The organism is Bacillus sp. R45, assembly GCF_021729365.1.
GTDB classification, from domain to species: domain Bacteria; phylum Bacillota; class Bacilli; order Bacillales; family Bacillaceae; genus Bacillus; species Bacillus velezensis.
This window is the reverse complement of sequence record NZ_CP091421.1, coordinates 2,190,903-2,207,768: the sequence shown is the minus strand read 5'-3', so window position 1 is coordinate 2,207,768 and position 16,866 is coordinate 2,190,903. Positions and strand designations below refer to the sequence as shown.

The following is a 16,866-nucleotide window of genomic DNA, read 5'->3' as shown; positions in this document are numbered from 1 at the left end:
TTCAAGTTGAAATTGGCAAAAAGAGTATCCGCATTAACACCGTCTGCAACACTTGCAATTACCGCAAAAGCGAAAGAGCTGAAAGCGGAAGGCCATGATGTCATCGGCCTCGGAGCAGGAGAACCGGATTTTAATACGCCTCAGCACATTATAGATGCCGCGGTGCGTTCCATGAATGAAGGCCATACGAAATATACGCCTTCAGGCGGTCTGCCGGCCTTGAAAGACAGTATCGCAAAAAAATTCAAAAACGATCAGGGGATTGAATATAAGCCGTCAGAAATCATTGTCTGCACCGGAGCGAAACACGCTCTGTATACATTATTTCAGGTCATTCTCGATGAAGGGGACGAAGTGATTATACCGACTCCTTACTGGGTCAGCTATCCTGAGCAGGTGAAACTGGCAGGGGGGCGTCCCGTCTATGCAGAAGGGCTGGAATCCAATCAGTTTAAAATTTCACCGGAGCAGCTGAAGCAGGCTATCACCGAGAAAACAAAAGCGCTCATTATCAATTCACCGAGCAACCCGACAGGTGTTATGTATACGAAGGAAGAGCTTTCGGAACTCGGAAAAGTGTGTCTGGAGCATGGCATTCTGATCGTTTCTGACGAGATTTATGAGAAGCTTACATACGGAGGAAAAAAACACGTCTCAATCGCACAGCTTTCAGATGAATTGAAAGAGCAGACGATTATCATTAACGGCGTTTCGAAATCTCACAGCATGACGGGCTGGAGGATCGGCTATGCGGCGGGTTCGGAGACGATTATTAAAGCGATGACGAGCCTCGCGAGCCACAGCACATCCAATCCGACGTCCATCGCTCAATACGGCGCCATTGCGGCCTATAACGGGCCGGCTGAGCCGCTTGAAGAGATGAGACAGGCATTTGAGGACAGACTGAATACCATTTACGCTCAGCTCAGTGAGATTCCCGGATTCACCTGTGTCAAACCTGAAGGGGCGTTTTACTTTTTCCCTAACGCCAAAGCGGCCGCAGAAAACTGCGGATTCAAAGATGTCGATGAATACGTCAAGGCGCTTCTGGAAGAAGAAAAAGTCGCCATCGTGCCGGGCTCGGGTTTCGGTTCACCGGACAACGTCCGCTTATCTTACGCAACGTCACTCGATCTTTTAGAAGAAGCGGTCAAGAGAATCCGCCGCTTTACGGAAAAACACAGCTGATTCTGAAAAAGCGGCTTTTAAAGCCGCTTTTCACTTGCATTGACCCCGTTAGAGTAGAACGGGTATAATAAAGTGATGAAAAAAGAGATTCAGGCAGATTCCTGAATGTCTTTCTTGTTCTGGAGGGAAAGAGTTTGAAAACAACAATCAACCAAGTGTATAAACACACAGGCGAGGAAGTAACGATTGGAGCTTGGGTCGCTAATAAACGCTCAAGCGGTAAAATCGCATTTTTACAGCTGAGAGACGGTACCGGCTTCATTCAGGGAGTTGTCGTCAAAGCTGAAGTAGAAGAAGACATCTTCCAAATCGCGAAATCAGTGACGCAGGAAACGTCACTTTATGTAAAAGGAATTGTGAAAGAGGACGAGCGTTCACCGCTTGGCTATGAGCTTGCTGTTACATCCATTGAAGTCATTCACGAAGCGACTGATTATCCGATTACGCCTAAAGAGCACGGTACGGAATTCTTAATGGATCACAGACATTTATGGCTCCGTTCGAAACGCCAGCACGCGATTATGAAAATCCGTAACGAAATCATCCGTGCGACTTATGAATTTTTCAACAAAGAAGGCTTCGTGAAAGTTGATCCGCCGATTTTGACGGGAAGCGCTCCCGAAGGCACGACTGAGCTGTTCGCGACGAAATATTTTGATGAAGACGCCTTCTTGTCTCAAAGCGGCCAGCTGTATATGGAAGCAGCTGCAATGGCGCTCGGAAAAGTATTCTCTTTCGGACCGACGTTCAGAGCGGAAAAATCGAAAACGAAACGCCATCTCATCGAATTCTGGATGATTGAGCCTGAAATGGCATTTGTTGAATTTGAAGAAAACCTTGAAGTTCAGGAGAATTATGTTGCATACATCGTACAAAGTGTGCTGGAACATTGTAAGATCGAGCTGAACACATTAGGAAGAGACACATCGAAGCTTGAACAAATCAAAGCGCCATTCCCGCGCATTACGTACGATAAAGCGATTGAATTCCTGAAAGAAAAAGGCTTTGACGATATTGAGTGGGGAGATGACTTCGGTGCGCCGCATGAAACAGCGATCGCAGAAAGTTATGACAAACCGGTGTTTATCACTCATTACCCGACGTCATTAAAACCGTTCTATATGCAGCCTGCCAAAGATCGTGACGATGTCGTGTTATGTGCCGACTTAATCGCTCCGGAAGGCTACGGGGAAATCATCGGCGGTTCAGAACGCGTTCATGATATGGATTTATTGGAAGAAAGATTAAAAGAACACGGTCTGGATTCAGATGCTTACAAATGGTATGCTGAACTCAGACAATACGGTTCTGTTCCGCACTCCGGCTTCGGCCTCGGACTTGAGCGGACAGTGGCTTGGATCAGCGGAGCGCCTCACGTGCGTGAAACGATTCCGTTCCCGAGACTTCTGAACCGTCTGTATCCGTAATAGTTATGAAAAACGAAGTCTCCTGCAAGGGAGACTTTTTCTAAGTAAAGGGGAAAGCTCCCGGAGATAACCTTTTACAATAAGAGGTGTAAGGATGAAAAAACAGCAATTTATAGATATGCAGGAACTCGGCATTTCAAGCATTCCCAACCTGCTGCTGACACATTACCGGCAGCTCGGGCTGAATGAAACCGAATTGATCCTGCTTTTGAAGATTAAAATGCATTTGGAAAAGGGCTCTTATTTTCCGACGCCGTTTGAACTTCAATCAGGCATGTCCATCTCTGCTGAAGAATGTACAAGCTGCCTGAGAATGTTTATTCAAAAAGGTTTTCTGTTTATTGAAGAATGTGAAGACCATAACGGCATAAAGTTTGAAAAATATTCTCTGCAGCCGTTATGGGCGAAGCTGTATGATTACATGCAGCATTCTCAAAATGAAACGCAGGAAAGAACGTCAGAAAGAGAACAAAAAAGCCTGTATACCATCTTTGAAGAAGAGTTCGGAAGACCGCTGTCGCCGCTTGAATGCGAGACGCTGGCCATATGGCAGGATCAGGATCAGCATGATGCGATTCTGATTAAACACGCCTTAAAAGAAGCCGTTTTATCTGGGAAACTCAGTTTTCGCTATATTGACCGGATTTTATTTGAATGGAAAAAGAACGGTTTCAAAACGGTTGAGCAGGCGAAGGCGCACAGCCAAAAATTCCGGCGTGTTCAAACGAAACAGAATGATCCGCAAAAAGAGTATACGAGGCAGGTGCCTTTTTACAATTGGCTGGAACAATAACATGAGAAGGGGAGAAACGTGTTAAATTTAAAGCAGATTGAATATTGTCTTGAAAAAATCGGCGATATGTTTCCGCACGCAGAATGTGAACTTGTCCATTCAAATCCTTTCGAATTGGTTGTGGCAGTCGCATTATCCGCGCAATGTACGGACGCTCTCGTCAACAGAGTGACAAAAACGCTATTTCAAAAATATAAACGGCCTGAAGATTATCTTGCCGTATCGCTGGAAGAACTCCAGCAGGATATTAAATCAATCGGTCTGTACCGTAATAAAGCTAAAAATATTCAAAAGCTGAGCAAAATGATCATTGAAGAGTACGGCGGAGAAGTGCCGAAAGACCGGGATGAGCTTGTGAAGCTGCCGGGTGTCGGACGGAAAACGGCAAATGTGGTCGTGTCTGTTGCTTTCGGCGTACCTGCGATCGCAGTAGACACTCATGTGGAGCGGGTCTCTAAACGGCTCGGCATCTGCCGCTGGAAGGACTCTGTTTTGGAAGTAGAGAAAACATTAATGAAAAAAGTGCCGAAAGAGGATTGGTCTGTTACGCATCACAGATTAATATTTTTCGGCCGGTATCACTGTAAAGCGCAATCTCCCCGCTGTGCGGAATGTCCTTTGCTTCCGCTATGCAGAGAAGGGCAGAAGCGTGACAAAAAAGGGCTGGTGAAACGGTGACGGCGATTGACATTCTGGCAGGCTATGAAACATACCTGCGCAGCCTTACGGACTTGGAAAGCCTCGAGATCAAAGCGGCGCTGCGCCGCCATCCGCTGTATATGGATTTCAGCGGTCAGCCAACAGTGCAGCCATGGAGGGAAAGGGGCGAATATGTCCCGTTTCTTTTTCAGATTTGGAATGAAACGAAAGAAACGCTGCTTCCCGTTTTTCAAACAAGAAAATCGAGATGTGATCAAAATGACATGCTGAAGGGAATAGCCTGTCTGATTGCCGCTTTTCATTGGACGGCAGGGGAGCGGGTCACATCACTCGACTGGACTGTGCTTGAAACAAAGCATTTTCCCGCGGAACCGATCAATTGGGCGGAGCGAATGGCGTTTATTTTAACAAAACCGACTCAATTTCACTCGTTTATTCAGCTGGATGAATTGATGACGGAGATGAAGAAACAATATCATAAATATGAAGCCATGAACAAATGTTAAAAACCTCCTTTTCCCATAAGGAGGTTTTTTTGTACAAAAAAAATCCTTCACCTGTTTGGGGTGAAGGATTTCGTCCGCTAATGAGCGGGATTTGACTGGATGGTTGACGAATTGGACTGCCCGTTGATAGTTGAAGATGAGTCTTGGTTTTTATCCGTTTGACCGCTGTCAGGTTTATTTGAGCCGTCTGAACCGGAATCGGAATCATTATCAGAGCCGTTATCTTGCTGTCCGTTGTTATCGGTCCCGTTGCCGGGCTGATTCTGATTGTTGTTATCTGTTTGATCCTTATCGGATTGATCCTGATTTTTATCCGGGTCATCAGTTGGTGTTTGATCCGATCCGTCAGACGTATCTGTCTGATCGTCATCTTTGTTTGAATCATCGGTTTGCGTCTTGTCCTTATCTTTATCTTCATCAGTCTTCTGTTCATCGTCAGTCGCTTTATCTTTATCCGCATCGTCTTCTTCATCTTTCGGGACTTTGAAAGATGCTGATGCCGTATCGCTTTTTCCGTCATCGTTTTCCGCTGTCACCTGGAAGCTGTATGTGGAGCCTGGCGTGACATCTGAGACGACGGCTTCTTTTGCCGAACTGTTTTGAATGTCACTGTAGCTTCCGCCGTCAACGGATTGTTTGACATTGAATGTTGCATCACCGTCATAATTCCAGCTTAAGGTTAATGATTTTTTATCTTTGTCGTATTTCACTTGCAATCCTGTCGGTTTATCGGCTTTTTCTTTCGTATACGTTTTAGAAACGGCAGTTGGCTGCGTCCCTTTCACGAAGTACTCCGTCACTTTTTTATCATCCGGCGTGTTCGGTCCGGCTAAAGCGGCAGGATTCGAGCCTTTCTCAACTGTTTCTTTTACGACGCTGTCAGGCTGCTTGAAGCTTCCTTTACCGTCATCAACGTATGAGATCAGCTTTTGGAAAATCCGTTTTGCGACTTGCTGGTCTGCAGAAGACAGTGATTTCTTGCCTGCTTTGTTGCCAGACTCAACTCCGGTCCAAACCGCCGCAGTATATTGAGGGGTGTATCCGACAAACCAGGAATCCGGAACTCCGCCTGGAGCAATGTTATATTTTTGAATATCACCTTTAGTAAAGTTTGTCGTACCCGTTTTACCGGCGACTTCCACGTTCGGTACTTGAGCCAGTCTGCCTGTTCCTGACTGCACGACTGTTTTGAGCATATCGGTAATCATGAATGCCGTGTAATCGCTCATAGCACTTTTCGGTTTCGGTGTTAAATCAAGCTTAGTGCCGTCATTAAATTCAATTGATGTGACCGCATGCGGTTCATTGTACGTTCCGTTATTTCCGAAAGCGCTGTAGGCGCCTGCCATGGTCATAGTAGATACACCGCGATTTTCATCCCCAAAACCGCCGATAGAATAGGGCTCATATACTTGATCTTTGTTTAAACCTAATCCCAGGTCGTTTGCAAAGTCCACGGCATTATCCTTTCCAACTGCTTGGAATGCTTTTAAAGCAGGGATATTACGTGAGTCTGCGAGGGCCTCTCGCATTGATATCTGGCCTCTGTATCTATTGTCATAATCATGGATCGGTGTGCCGTTAGAGTACGTATATGCAGAATCGTCAATCTGCTCATACGTCGACCATTTTTTATTTTCAATGACCGGGCCGTAATCAAGAATCGGTTTTATGGTTGAACCGGGCTGGGTTTTACCTTGTGTTGCATAATTGAATCCGCCTGCAGTTCTGTTCCGTCCTGCTCCGATGGCGCGGATTTCTCCGTTTGTCGTATCAAGGAGCGTGACGCCGCCCTGCATGCCTTCGGTAAATCCGGCTGTATCGCCGTTCATCAATTGATCAAGATAATCTTGTGCTTTCGTATCAAGAGTCGTATAAATTTTCAGTCCGTCAGTTGAAATATCGACGTCTTTCTTTTCTTTTGTCTCAATTTCTTTCATAACTTCTTCGACAAAAGCGCTGTATTTATTTGTGTCCTTTTTATCGTATTCCTTTTGGCTGACGACGCCTTCATCTTTCATGGACACTTTCTTCGCTTTTTGGTATTCAGAGTTTGAAATGAATCCTTGTTTTTCCATTAAGCTGAGAACGATGTTTCGTCGTTTTTCGGAAGCCTTCGGGTTTTTAACCGGGTTATATCCGGTCGGGCTTTGCGGCATTCCGGCAAGCGTCGCCGCCTGTTCAACCGTAAGCTTGCTCAAGTCTTTTACGCCGAAGAATTCTTCAGCCGCTTTTCCGACGCCGTAGGCGCGCGGTGAGAAATAAATTCTGTTTAAATACATTTCTAAGATTTCATCTTTAGAATAATGGCGCTCCAGCTGCAGGGAAAGCCACACTTCCTGTGCTTTCCGTTTAATCGTTTTCTGATGGGTCAAAAGCGAGTTTTTCACAACCTGCTGGGTGATTGTGCTTCCTCCCTCTGAACCGAACCCATCCGTAAAGTTGGCGACCAAAGCGCCTCCGATACGAATCGGGTCTATACCGTGGTGCTTATAAAAACGGGCGTCTTCAGTTGCGATAAATGCTTCTTTCACAACATCGGGTATATCCTTAATCGGGACGTAGGTTCGTTTTTCACCGCCCACTTCCGCGATTTCTTTTCCGTTTTTATCGTAAATCGTTGAAGAGTAAGGCGTTTTCAGCTTGGCTTCGTCCAAAGACGGCGCGCCGGAAACCAAAACGGCAAATGCCGCCGCTCCGCCGACTATGCCAAGGACAAACAGAATAACCAAGGACAGCACAATCTTTTTGAATAAACCGCCTTTACGCTGTTTCTTGCCTTTTTTCGGTGAAGAGGGCTTAGTGCTTTTCGTCTGCCTTGCCTTACGGCGTTCTTCACGGCTCGTAAATTGATCTGACATAACATCTCAACCTTTCGTTTATCAACCTTTCGCTCAGTCTACTGTTCCTGCGAAAAATAAAGCTGTTCAATAATACTAATATAATCAATTCTCGGTGAGTATCCAAGGGAAATCGGAAAGGAAGCATCTTCTAATTCGTCTTTGCGAATTGATTTTCTGCCGTTCTTCTCCTTTCTCTCCCAAAAGACAAACAGCTTGTCGGCTTCGAGGAAATAAACCTTTCCGAAAGCGGATATAATAACAAAACAAATGCCGTCTTGCCTGACCACCTGCTTCATATGCTCAATCTGATGATCATGAAAATTCTGCAGGGGAAATGCCGTTTTGTTTTTTGTTTCTTTTGCCTCGAAATCGATGTAGCGTCCTTTATAAATGCCGTTGTAGTCAGTTGTTGAAGACTGTTTAAAATAAGCTTCCTTAATGACTGCGGCGCTTCTTTTCGGATAGTGGACGTTTACAATCTGGACGGGTGTCGGCTTTTTGTGAATGACAGCAATTTGGTTAGCCAGATAATACTTATTCGTTTCATTCAGGTCGTCTTCGAGGGTCATGCCGCGATTACTGTATGAATGAGACCGTTTCTGGCTGTTTTGGGATGAAACCGTTTTGTTCGGCTGAAAAGTTTTTCCATTCGGGTACCGAATCACTTTTTCCATCCTCCTTATCAAACTAATAGTGACGGAAGTGAATGAACGTGCATAAACGACAGACCGTAACCGCCATTCTTCGCCTGATCGAAAAAGAGACGAAAATAAAAAATGCCGATAATATTTCCCGGACGAATGCCTATAAAGCATATTATGACCGCCATCCTGAGATCAAGTGGCCGCTTTTGGCATCCTTTGTGTCCCGCAATGCGGGCTGGTCGATGACTGATTTAAGAGGCGTCCTTTATCAGGAGGGCCTTGACAGCAGTCAGAAAAACTGGTTTTTCCTTTCGTATGAAAGGGCGAATTGGCTGATTTTTTCTGATGCCTATCCTCAGCTTCTGGTCTACCAGTGGTCAAAACAAATCGGCGAACCTCTTTTCCGTCATCTTCCTTATTTCCGCGTCTCGGCTTTTATGCAGGAAGAATGGTTCCGCTTTTGGCGTGACGGAGATACGGAACGGCTCATGTATGCTCTTATTATAAATGAACAAAACACTATCCAAGCACCTATTATACAAAATCCTTCGTTTAAAAAGAATGTTTTTGGCACGATTCCTTTTTATTTAAGTGATTGGTTTCACTTTAATACGGTGATATTCCCTTCATTTGACGGACATTTATACGGAATTTCCGTCAAACGGTTTTCAAAAACCGAAGAGAGAATTACGCTCGGAAAACAGCTGGCCCGCCTTCTGTTCAGCCCTGATCTTCACGCTTCTTTTTACCGTTTTCTTGATACCGTTCCTCATACCGGTTCACGCTTTGATATGGAGAAAATGATCGGCATCAAAAAAAGAACATCACCGATGCTTAGGACAACCTATCCCATTGTTGCCCACCCATTAGACGGCGAAAGGGCGGATTGGTTTCAAAAAAGGTTAAGAAAAGGGGCTTTCTTACAGGAGAAAATGCCGAAACAGCTTGAACTGACGGACTGGTACTTCCAGAAAAGACGGGAGCTCCATGCGCTCTTCGCGGTTAAAGAGTGGCTGAAGAAATGAAAAAGCCCGAAACCGTTCGCTGGGGTTTCGGGCTGCTGATGTGTTACGTGGAAGGGCGGTTTGGGCCGCCTAATTTTTTATCAAGCGTATCAGTCGTTTTTGCTTCGGTTTTTTGCTGTTTACCTGCATTTTTCGGTCTCGTTTTCATACGGCACCTCCTCAACTGTATCGTTTGCATTAACGTGCCGGTTCATACAAAGTTTGCGGCACTTTTTTGTCGAAAGGCACGCCTTTTAGGATAATCTCTGTTTGTTTGCCGAACTGCTTCTAGTTTTGTCATGTGCAGAGGAGAGCGGTATGAAAACGAGAATTATATTTGAAAGAGATGCAAGTGATAAAAGGGAGGAACATGAATGTCTGTTTACACGAGCAAGGCTGATATTCTCCGTCTGCTTTCTGATATCGAAATCCGGATTTCTGCTGCTGAAAAAACGCTTACCCAAGCAGTCAGATGCTGTCAGGCGGAAGCTGAAGAAATCAGACAGGAGAAACTTTCCCGTCTTGAGGAAGAGGCGCGGGAGCTTCATGTTTGTATTGATGACCTGTTTTTGACTGACCGGCGTAAAAAGGATTTGCCGCGAGTCTGCCGGATAAGCTGATTTTGTGCAAAAACTTTGGTACCATATGTACTGAGGTGAGTCCGTTTGCAGACACAGTCGTTATTGGAGCTGACAGAACAAATGATAGAGGCGGTTCTGGAAGCCGAAAAAAGGTATCAGGATGGAAAAGAGTCAGGCCGTTCATATGATTTTTTTGAGACGATTAAACCCGATGTTGAAAAAAGAGACCGGCTTTGCGCGCTTTGGACAGAAGCAGCGCTTGCGTTTATTCAGGAAAACCGTCCGAAATACGTTCATCATGCACAAATTCAGGCCGTTACAGAAAATTTCGGGGAGCTGATGCTCCAATCATATGTTCATCATATTCATAAAAAAAGATACAGGGATTTAACTGAATCTGTTTTATATACGCTTCGTATATTAAGGGATGAAATTGAAAAAGAAGGCAGCTGAAAACGGCTGCCTTCTTTTATATAAAGGGGTCGGGTATGTTATTCATACGCCGGGTTTTCTGCTCCACTTGCTTCGAGAACCTTCATACTGTTTCGAAATTCGGTTGCGGTGAGATGGCCTTGAATATAGAGGAATTTTGCAAAGTCCATCAGTTTATCTGCACAATCTGTTTCATATTTTTTCACTTCAGCAAAACGCTTTCTTAAGTATGATACGTTCATAATGGTGCATCCCCTCTCATGTATGTTGAGATTATGTTAACATAACGATTCGACTTTTTTCTGTTTTTAAAAAATTAAGACTTTCGACAGCATTTGACAAAGATCAGAATCACCGAAAGCACATAACCAAGGCGGAATTCATACATATATAGCAGAAACTTAGTGAGAGACAAGGGGGAATGTCATATGCAATGGAGAGCGCAGCCATATCAAAATATGTACCAGCAGCCGGCGGGATATTTCTACCCGCAGCAGATACAGCCATTACAGCCGCCGTATCCGCAGCAGATACAGCCATTGCAGCAGCCGCCATATCATCAGCAAGGGCAGTACCCGCAGCAATTTTATCCGAATCAGGAATACGGTCATATACAGCAGCCGTTTGCTCCTGCTCCTCCTCAGGCAGGCATGCCCGGGGGCCAGCCGGGGTTTGTGAATCCTTACCCCGTTCCCAGACCGAATCAGCAGCAGTCTTCCCAATTCTCAGGCATACTCTCCCAGTTTAAAAAAACGAATGGACAGTTTGACTTCAATAAAATGATGGATACAACGGGGCAGATGGTAAGCGCCGTAAATCAGGTCGGATCGCTGGTGAAAGGCTTCACCAGTATCTTCAAATAAAAAGCATGAATGATATCCATCATTCATGCTTATTTTTTAGGGAAAAAGAGGGTAAGCGTCTGTTCATTCCAGGATGTTTCCATATCTTCTTCACTTACCTTATACGGGAGGACAACGGTTCTTGTCATGCTTGAAGACACATGGGATGATTGAGCCTGTTTATGATCGTAGCGGATTGTAACGTGAAGGTAGCACCCTTTCGTTTCCACCAGCATATCCCCGTCACGGAACGTCTCGGGAACGCCGATATCAACCGCGAGCCCCGTCGGCTCTTCTCTGACGTCAATCGTCACTTGCGCTTCAGTAAAAGCCGAATTGACAAGGTGCTGAAAACCCTGCATCAATTCTGCGAAGGGACCTGAGTGAAAAAATTGGTCCATCGCATGGCTGATGATGTCCTCATTACTTTGCGGATCAAGTTTATCGTTTTGGGATTGATCCATATGACCACCGCCTTTTTACAAACAGACTATGCGATGCTATGCCGTATGGTTAAGAATTGAAGGAAAAAAGAAAGTATGGTTAAATAGTGGAGAATAAACTGGTAACGGATTCACATTTAGGAAGGGGAGCACAACACATTGCTGAAAAAATTATTCGGATTGGGAGACAGCCGGAAAAAGCCGGCCGAGGAAGTGATTTTTTCTCCGGCTGACGGAGCGGTGATGGATTTGGCTTCAGTGCCGGATCCTGTATTTTCACAAAAAATGATGGGGGACGGGATCGCCGTCGAGCCTGCAAACGGAGAAATTGTTTCACCGGTTGAGGGAGAAGTGATTCAGCTGTTCCATACAAAACACGCTGTCGGCATCCGCACCCTTTCCGGAGCGGAACTTTTGATACATGTCGGTTTGGATACCGTCAATATGAACGGCGAAGGCTTTGAAGCGCATGTAAAAGAAGGAGACAAAGTGAAAACAGGCGATCTGCTTTTAACGTGCCGGCTGGATTTAATAAAAGAAAAAGCAAGCAGCACCGTCATCCCTATGGTGATTATGAATGGCGATGCCGCAGAACCTTTGCAATTTGCAGGCGCAAATGAAGCGAAAAAAGGACAAACAGAGCTTTTTACGATAAAAATGAAGTAGGCAGGGGCTGATTCCCTGCTTTTTTTCTTGTGCAGGATTTTCATCTAGCCAGGCAAACAAATATTCGGTAAACTGTACCTCATAAAGAGGTGTGAACGATGAAGAAAAAATCACTGAGCGAACTGATTCAGGAATTAAAAAATCATGAAAATATTGTGCATTGGCATGAAGAGGAACCGCGGGAGGCGAAAACCATGCCGATGCCGGAGCAAGTAGATCCGAACATTCGGGCGGCTCTCGAAAAGAGGGGGATCGAGCGGCTTTTTACACATCAATACTCCGCTTTTCAGACGGTTCAAAACGGAGAAAGCATTGTGGCCGTCACACCGACGGCCTCCGGAAAAACACTGTGCTATAATCTTCCGGTTCTTCAGTCTATCGCGGAAGATGCCACAAGCCGCGCACTTTATTTATTTCCGACAAAGGCGCTCGCGCAGGATCAAAAAAGCGAGCTGAATGAAATCATAGACGAGACGGGCATGGATATTAAAAGCTTCACCTATGACGGAGATACGTCTCCGGCTATCAGGCAGAAAGTCAGAAAGGCCGGGCATATTGTGATCACAAATCCCGATATGCTTCATTCAGCCATTCTTCCCCATCATACAAAATGGGTGAGTCTGTTTGAAAACCTGAAATATATCGTCATTGATGAATTACATACGTACCGCGGTGTATTCGGCAGCCATGTGGCGAACGTCATCCGCCGTTTAATGAGAATCTGCGCTTTTTACGGAAGCAAGCCGTCATTTATCTGTACATCCGCCACAATCGCCAATCCGAGGGAGTTGGCGGAGCAGCTGACGGGAAAATCCGTGCGCCTGATTGACGACAACGGTGCCCCGGCAGGAAGAAAGCACTTTGCTTTTTACAATCCTCCGATTGTAAATAAACCGCTGCATATTCGAAAAAGCGCCACCGTGGAAGTGAACGAACTTGCCAAAACTTTTTTAAAAAATAAGATCCAGACGATTGTTTTTGCCAGAAGCCGTGTCCGGGTCGAAATTATTTTAAGCCACATTCAGGAGATCGTAAAAAAAGAAATCGGCGCGAAGTCTGTCAGAGGCTATCGCGGCGGATATCTACCGAAAGAAAGAAGAGAAATAGAGCGGGGGTTAAGAGACGGCAGCATTCTCGGCGTTGTCAGCACAAACGCGCTGGAGCTCGGCGTTGATATCGGCCAGCTTCAGGTCTGCGTGATGACGGGGTACCCGGGCAGTGTCGCGAGCGCATGGCAGCAGGCGGGCCGGGCCGGGCGCCGGCAGGGTGAGGCGCTTATCGTGATGGTGGCGAACTCTGATCCGATTGACCAATATATTGTCCGCCATCCTGATTATTTCTTTAAACGCTCGCCTGAATCTGCAAGGATTAATCCCGATAATCTCATTATATTGGTCGACCACCTGAAATGCGCCGCATATGAGCTGCCTTTCAGAGCCGATGAAACATTCGGAGAAAATGATGCGAGGGACATTCTCGAGTATTTAGAGGAAGAAGGGGTGCTTCACGAAAACCGCGAACGCTATCACTGGGCGAGCGAATCTTTTCCCGCCTCCAATATCAGTCTCCGTTCAGCGTCACAGGAAAACGTGGTCATCGTTGACCGGTCAGAGACGGCTGATGTAAAAATCATCGGAGAAATGGACCGCTTCAGCGCGATGACGCTTCTTCATGATGAAGCGATTTATCTTCATGAAGGGGTGCAGTATCAGGTTGAAAAGCTTGATTGGGACCATAAAAAAGCGTACGTGCGAAAGGTCGATGTCGAATATTATACAGATGCCAATTTAGCGGTGCAGCTGAAAGTGCTGGACATTGACAGAACGGACAGCAGAAAGAAAACGGCCTTACATTTCGGCGACGTCACCGTGAACGCACTTCCGACAATATTTAAAAAAATTAAAATGACGACATTTGAAAATATAGGATCAGGACCGATTCATCTTCCTGAAGAAGAACTGCATACCAGTGCAGCCTGGCTTGAATTAAAAGAAACGGATTCGGAAATCGGCGAAAAAACGCTTGAACAGCTGCTTTTAGGTATTGCCCACGTCCTGCAGCATATCGTGCCTGTATACGTCATGTGCGATCGAAATGACGTGCATGTCGTGCCGCAAATCAAAGCCGCACATACGGGACTTCCGACAATCTTTCTGTATGATCATTATCCGGGCGGAATCGGACTTGCCGATGAAGTATATAAACGATTTGATGAAATCAATGAAGGGGCTGAGCGCCTGATCCGACAATGTCCATGTCAAGACGGGTGTCCTTCCTGCATCGGCTCCGAAATAGAAGGAATAGATGCAAAGAAAGCGATACTCCGGCTCTTGAATTACGTGTAAAAGAAAAGGGGGACGAAAGATGTCCTTGAAAAATAAATTAAAGCGGATGAAAAACCACTTGAATGTGCCGGAAGCTGAAAAAAAGCCGGCAGCTTCACAACTTTCGGTCCCGGATATTCAAGTCCCGTTTAGAGAAGAATGGGAGGCATTCGGAGTGAAGCCTTTCTTTTTTGAGGATGAATACTGTCTTATCCGCGAAACCGTCTATCCGCTTTCGCACCGCCACGGACGGTACAGCTTCAGTGAACTTGATGACGTCATGGCATTATGGAATAAAGGCGGTTTGACACATACTTTATCAGCAGAAGGATACGAAAAAAGCCAGCTGTTCTTCTTTGATACTGAAACGACCGGCCTCGGCGGCGGGGCCGGCAATATGATCTTTTTGCTCGGCCATGCAAGAGTGTATGAAGACCGTGTAGCGGTTAAACAGCATCTGCTCCCTAAACCGGGAAACGAGACGGCTCTTTACAAAAGCTTTTTAAGTGAGGTTGACATTACGTCCCTTGTTACGTATAACGGAAAAGCCTTTGACTGGCCGCAGGTAAAAACCAGGCATACATTGCTGCGGGACAGGCTTCCGAAACTTCCTGACTTCGGGCACTTTGATCTTCTGCACGGGGCGAGACGGCTTTGGAAACATAAATTAGAGCGTGTATCGCTTTCGGCGGTTGAAAATGAAGAGCTTGCTTTTAAAAGGGACGAAGACACCCCTGGTTATTTGGCGCCGATGCTGTATTTTCAATTTTTAAAGGCGGAGGACCCGGCTCTTTTAAAGGGAGTGCTCTCGCATAATGAACAGGATGTGCTTTCCCTCATCGCTCTTTACATCCATATGTCAAAAAAGATTTTTGCATCTTCTGATCAGACGTCAGAACGTCAGGAAGCATACGCCATGGCGAAATGGTTTATCGCTCATAAAGAAACCGATCGCGCCGTTTCACAGCTGGAAGCGCTGCAAGGCAAAGACTTTGAAGATTCGGATCGGGCCCTTTTTGACTTAGCGATGCTTTATAAAAAACAAAACCGCAGGCAAGACGCCGTGCCCCTTTGGGAGAAACTGACGGACTCTGATCTTCACACATGCAGACACCATTCAGCGGTTGAGCTGGCGATCTATTTTGAGCACCATGCAAAAGATTACAAAAAAGCTCTGCAGGCCGCGCAGCAGGCGGCAGAAGACGGGGAAATATCGGAAAAAGAAGCCGAGAAGCTCCATGTGAGAATTGCCCGGCTCAAGAGGAAATATTCCTCTTGAAATATTGCCCGGGAAAGCGCAAAAGCCGAGCTGTTTCGCCAAAAATATTTTTTTCTGAATCCGCATCGATTTTGTTGTAGAATGGTGCCGCATCTTGTAAAATAGCGTTAGTTATTTATAGGGGAGAGTTGGTATGTATAAAGGTGTTTTTTACTTGTTCTTTGTCGTGGTTTTTTTGATTGCGTTTGTATTTTCGAATTTTAAAGACAGTTTGCTGACACACTTTTAAATTGGGTGATTGAATTAGAACATGCACCCTCTTTTCTTCATAACCTAACAGTGTAATAAAAGTTAATGGAGAGGGGATTTAGCATGTTTCATCATCATTGTTGCAGACCAAACGTGATGCCGCCGATTGTCCATCCGACTCATTGCTGTGAACACCATTGCTTTTCTAACACGGTTGTGCCGCATATTCATCCGCAACATACAACTAACGTAAATCACCACAACTTTGAGCACGTTCATTACTATCCGCACACTTTTTCAAATGTTGACCCGACAACTCACCAGCATTTTCAGTGCGGAAGCCCTTGCTGCGATCATTAGTATTGAACGCTTAAGCAAGATCGGTTAGGATATCAGCAAATCAAAATGGGGCCCGATGGGGAGCCCCATTTTTTAAGCAGGTGATCAATTGAAAGTATTAGCCGTAACGGGGTACAAGCCGTTTGAACTCGGGATTTTTAAACAGGATGACCGGGCGCTTGTTTATATAAAAAAGGCGATAGAAACCAGACTCAGAAGATTTATTGACGAAGGCTTGGAATGGATTCTCATATCCGGACAGCTGGGGACTGAGCTTTGGGCGGCAGAAACGGCGTACGATCTCAGAGAAGAGTATCCGGAATTAAAGGTTGCCGTTATCACGCCTTTCTACGGCCAGGAGGAAAAGTGGAAGGAGCCGAATAAAGAAATGTATGAAGCGGTGCTTGCTCAGGCAGATTATGAGGAGAGCCTGACGCATCGGCCGTACGAAAGTCCGCTCCAATTCCGGCAGAAAAACGCGTTCTTTATTGAAAAGTCAGATGCGCTTTTGCTTTTATATGATCCGGAGGTGGAAGGATCGCCGAAATATATGCTGCAGCAGGCAGAAAAACGCCGTGAAACAGACGGATATCCGATTTATTTGATTACGATGGATGATCTCCGTGCCGCCGTTGAGGAAGAAGATTTCTTTACATAACACGTCAGAGAATATTTGACAACGGGACGTGTTTCTGAATAAAATATA

General features: G+C 45.6%; 19 protein-coding genes and 1 pseudogene. 15 read left to right on the top strand and 5 right to left on the bottom strand.

Annotation, left to right across the window (positions count from 1 at the left end):
* The first annotated feature begins 6 nt into the window (after positions 1-6).
* The 5 genes from L3V45_RS10805 (at position 7) to L3V45_RS10785 (ending at position 4,574) form a co-directional block, all read left to right on the top strand.
* Positions 7-1,188, top strand: coding sequence for a pyridoxal phosphate-dependent aminotransferase (locus L3V45_RS10805; protein WP_234949379.1), 1,182 nt, complete (start codon positions 7-9; stop codon positions 1,186-1,188).
* 134 nt (positions 1,189-1,322) lie between these two features.
* A complete protein-coding gene (gene asnS / locus L3V45_RS10800) occupies positions 1,323-2,615 on the top strand; it encodes an asparagine--tRNA ligase (RefSeq protein ID WP_003153515.1) in 1,293 nt (430 codons plus the stop codon).
* 94 nt (positions 2,616-2,709) lie between these two features.
* Positions 2,710-3,408, top strand: a complete 699-nt coding sequence (gene dnaD, locus L3V45_RS10795) for a DNA replication protein DnaD (RefSeq protein ID WP_003153516.1) — start codon at positions 2,710-2,712, stop codon at positions 3,406-3,408.
* 18 nt (positions 3,409-3,426) lie between these two features.
* Positions 3,427-4,086 carry an endonuclease III gene (gene nth, locus L3V45_RS10790; RefSeq protein ID WP_003153517.1) on the top strand — a complete coding sequence of 220 codons (660 nt, stop codon included), beginning with the start codon at positions 3,427-3,429 and terminating at the stop codon, positions 4,084-4,086.
* On the top strand, positions 4,083-4,574 hold the full coding sequence (locus L3V45_RS10785; protein WP_014305289.1) for a YpoC family protein: 492 nt from the start codon (positions 4,083-4,085) through the stop codon (positions 4,572-4,574). Before nth ends, L3V45_RS10785 begins: the two co-directional genes overlap by 4 nt.
* A gap of 77 nt (positions 4,575-4,651) precedes the next feature.
* On the opposite strand, the gene L3V45_RS10780 is transcribed toward L3V45_RS10785, so the two are convergent.
* Together L3V45_RS10780 and recU are read right to left on the bottom strand one after the other, a co-directional pair.
* On the bottom strand, positions 4,652-7,435 hold the full coding sequence (locus tag L3V45_RS10780; RefSeq protein ID WP_044053364.1) for a PBP1A family penicillin-binding protein: 2,784 nt from the start codon (positions 7,433-7,435) through the stop codon (positions 4,652-4,654).
* Positions 7,436-7,473: 38 nt separating this feature from the next.
* Positions 7,474-8,082 carry a Holliday junction resolvase RecU gene (gene recU / locus L3V45_RS10775; RefSeq protein ID WP_003153521.1) on the bottom strand — a complete coding sequence of 203 codons (609 nt, stop codon included), beginning with the start codon at positions 8,080-8,082 and terminating at the stop codon, positions 7,474-7,476.
* Between the two features lie 41 nt (positions 8,083-8,123).
* Here recU and L3V45_RS10770 point away from each other — a divergent pair, with 41 nt between their 5' ends.
* The gene (locus L3V45_RS10770; RefSeq protein ID WP_014305287.1) at positions 8,124-9,086 is read left to right on the top strand and encodes a DUF2515 domain-containing protein; all 963 of its coding nucleotides are present in this window, start codon (positions 8,124-8,126) and stop codon (positions 9,084-9,086) included.
* 43 nt (positions 9,087-9,129) lie between these two features.
* Here L3V45_RS10770 and sspM read toward each other — a convergent pair whose 3' ends face one another.
* Complete coding sequence (gene sspM, locus L3V45_RS10765) at positions 9,130-9,234, bottom strand: acid-soluble spore protein SspM (protein ID WP_003153525.1); 105 nt, start codon at positions 9,232-9,234, stop codon at positions 9,130-9,132.
* A 205-nt stretch (positions 9,235-9,439) separates the two neighbouring features.
* Here sspM and L3V45_RS10760 point away from each other — a divergent pair, with 205 nt between their 5' ends.
* Together L3V45_RS10760 and L3V45_RS10755 are read left to right on the top strand one after the other, a co-directional pair.
* A complete protein-coding gene (locus L3V45_RS10760; RefSeq protein WP_003153527.1) occupies positions 9,440-9,685 on the top strand; it encodes a DUF5446 family protein in 246 nt (81 codons plus the stop codon).
* Positions 9,686-9,730: 45 nt separating this feature from the next.
* The gene (locus L3V45_RS10755) at positions 9,731-10,099 is read left to right on the top strand and encodes a YppE family protein (RefSeq protein ID WP_003153529.1); all 369 of its coding nucleotides are present in this window, start codon (positions 9,731-9,733) and stop codon (positions 10,097-10,099) included.
* A 38-nt stretch (positions 10,100-10,137) separates the two neighbouring features.
* Here L3V45_RS10755 and L3V45_RS10750 read toward each other — a convergent pair whose 3' ends face one another.
* Entirely contained in the window at positions 10,138-10,320 is a 183-nt protein-coding gene (locus L3V45_RS10750) for a YppF family protein (protein ID WP_003153532.1), read from the bottom strand.
* A gap of 186 nt (positions 10,321-10,506) precedes the next feature.
* On the opposite strand from L3V45_RS10750, the gene L3V45_RS10745 reads away from it, so the two are divergent.
* Positions 10,507-10,941: a YppG family protein gene (locus L3V45_RS10745; protein ID WP_003153534.1), complete on the top strand. Its 435-nt coding sequence runs from the start codon at positions 10,507-10,509 to the stop codon at positions 10,939-10,941.
* A 29-nt stretch (positions 10,942-10,970) separates the two neighbouring features.
* On the opposite strand, the gene L3V45_RS10740 is transcribed toward L3V45_RS10745, so the two are convergent.
* Positions 10,971-11,384: an alpha-crystallin domain-containing protein gene (locus L3V45_RS10740; protein ID WP_003153535.1), complete on the bottom strand. Its 414-nt coding sequence runs from the start codon at positions 11,382-11,384 to the stop codon at positions 10,971-10,973.
* Between the two features lie 138 nt (positions 11,385-11,522).
* Here L3V45_RS10740 and L3V45_RS10735 point away from each other — a divergent pair, with 138 nt between their 5' ends.
* The 6 genes and pseudogenes from L3V45_RS10735 (at position 11,523) to L3V45_RS10710 (ending at position 16,818) form a co-directional block, all read left to right on the top strand.
* A complete protein-coding gene (locus L3V45_RS10735; RefSeq protein WP_003153536.1) occupies positions 11,523-12,029 on the top strand; it encodes a PTS sugar transporter subunit IIA in 507 nt (168 codons plus the stop codon).
* Positions 12,030-12,127: 98 nt separating this feature from the next.
* Complete coding sequence (locus L3V45_RS10730; RefSeq protein WP_025852651.1) at positions 12,128-14,374, top strand: DEAD/DEAH box helicase; 2,247 nt, start codon at positions 12,128-12,130, stop codon at positions 14,372-14,374.
* Positions 14,375-14,393: 19 nt separating this feature from the next.
* The gene (locus L3V45_RS10725) at positions 14,394-15,632 is read left to right on the top strand and encodes a ribonuclease H-like domain-containing protein (RefSeq protein ID WP_236836998.1); all 1,239 of its coding nucleotides are present in this window, start codon (positions 14,394-14,396) and stop codon (positions 15,630-15,632) included.
* Positions 15,633-15,753: 121 nt separating this feature from the next.
* A pseudogene (locus L3V45_RS10720) lies at positions 15,754-15,861 on the top strand (hypothetical protein); the annotation flags it as partial.
* An 83-nt stretch (positions 15,862-15,944) separates the two neighbouring features.
* Positions 15,945-16,181 (top strand): spore coat protein CotD, encoded by a 237-nt coding sequence (gene cotD / locus L3V45_RS10715; protein ID WP_003153539.1) that lies wholly within the window; start codon positions 15,945-15,947, stop codon positions 16,179-16,181.
* A gap of 88 nt (positions 16,182-16,269) precedes the next feature.
* Positions 16,270-16,818 (top strand): SLOG family protein, encoded by a 549-nt coding sequence (locus L3V45_RS10710; protein WP_044053362.1) that lies wholly within the window; start codon positions 16,270-16,272, stop codon positions 16,816-16,818.
* The last annotated feature ends 48 nt before the right edge of the window (positions 16,819-16,866 follow it).

What these genes read in the sequence shown, in the direction of transcription:
- dnaD (WP_003153516.1), top strand. Translation starts at nt 2,710, where the DNA reads ATGAAAAAACAGCAATTTATAGATATGCAGGAACTCGGCATTTCAAGC.
- L3V45_RS10780 (WP_044053364.1), bottom strand. Translation starts at nt 7,435, where the DNA reads ATGTCAGATCAATTTACGAGCCGTGAAGAACGCCGTAAGGCAAGGCAG.
- L3V45_RS10770 (WP_014305287.1), top strand. Translation starts at nt 8,124, where the DNA reads ATGAACGTGCATAAACGACAGACCGTAACCGCCATTCTTCGCCTGATC.
- sspM (WP_003153525.1), bottom strand. Translation starts at nt 9,234, where the DNA reads ATGAAAACGAGACCGAAAAATGCAGGTAAACAGCAAAAAACCGAAGCA.
- L3V45_RS10760 (WP_003153527.1), top strand. Translation starts at nt 9,440, where the DNA reads ATGTCTGTTTACACGAGCAAGGCTGATATTCTCCGTCTGCTTTCTGAT.
- L3V45_RS10750 (WP_003153532.1), bottom strand. Translation starts at nt 10,320, where the DNA reads ATGAACGTATCATACTTAAGAAAGCGTTTTGCTGAAGTGAAAAAATAT.
- L3V45_RS10745 (WP_003153534.1), top strand. Translation starts at nt 10,507, where the DNA reads ATGCAATGGAGAGCGCAGCCATATCAAAATATGTACCAGCAGCCGGCG.
- L3V45_RS10740 (WP_003153535.1), bottom strand. Translation starts at nt 11,384, where the DNA reads ATGGATCAATCCCAAAACGATAAACTTGATCCGCAAAGTAATGAGGAC.
- L3V45_RS10730 (WP_025852651.1), top strand. Translation starts at nt 12,128, where the DNA reads ATGAAGAAAAAATCACTGAGCGAACTGATTCAGGAATTAAAAAATCAT.
- L3V45_RS10725 (WP_236836998.1), top strand. Translation starts at nt 14,394, where the DNA reads ATGTCCTTGAAAAATAAATTAAAGCGGATGAAAAACCACTTGAATGTG.
- cotD (WP_003153539.1), top strand. Translation starts at nt 15,945, where the DNA reads ATGTTTCATCATCATTGTTGCAGACCAAACGTGATGCCGCCGATTGTC.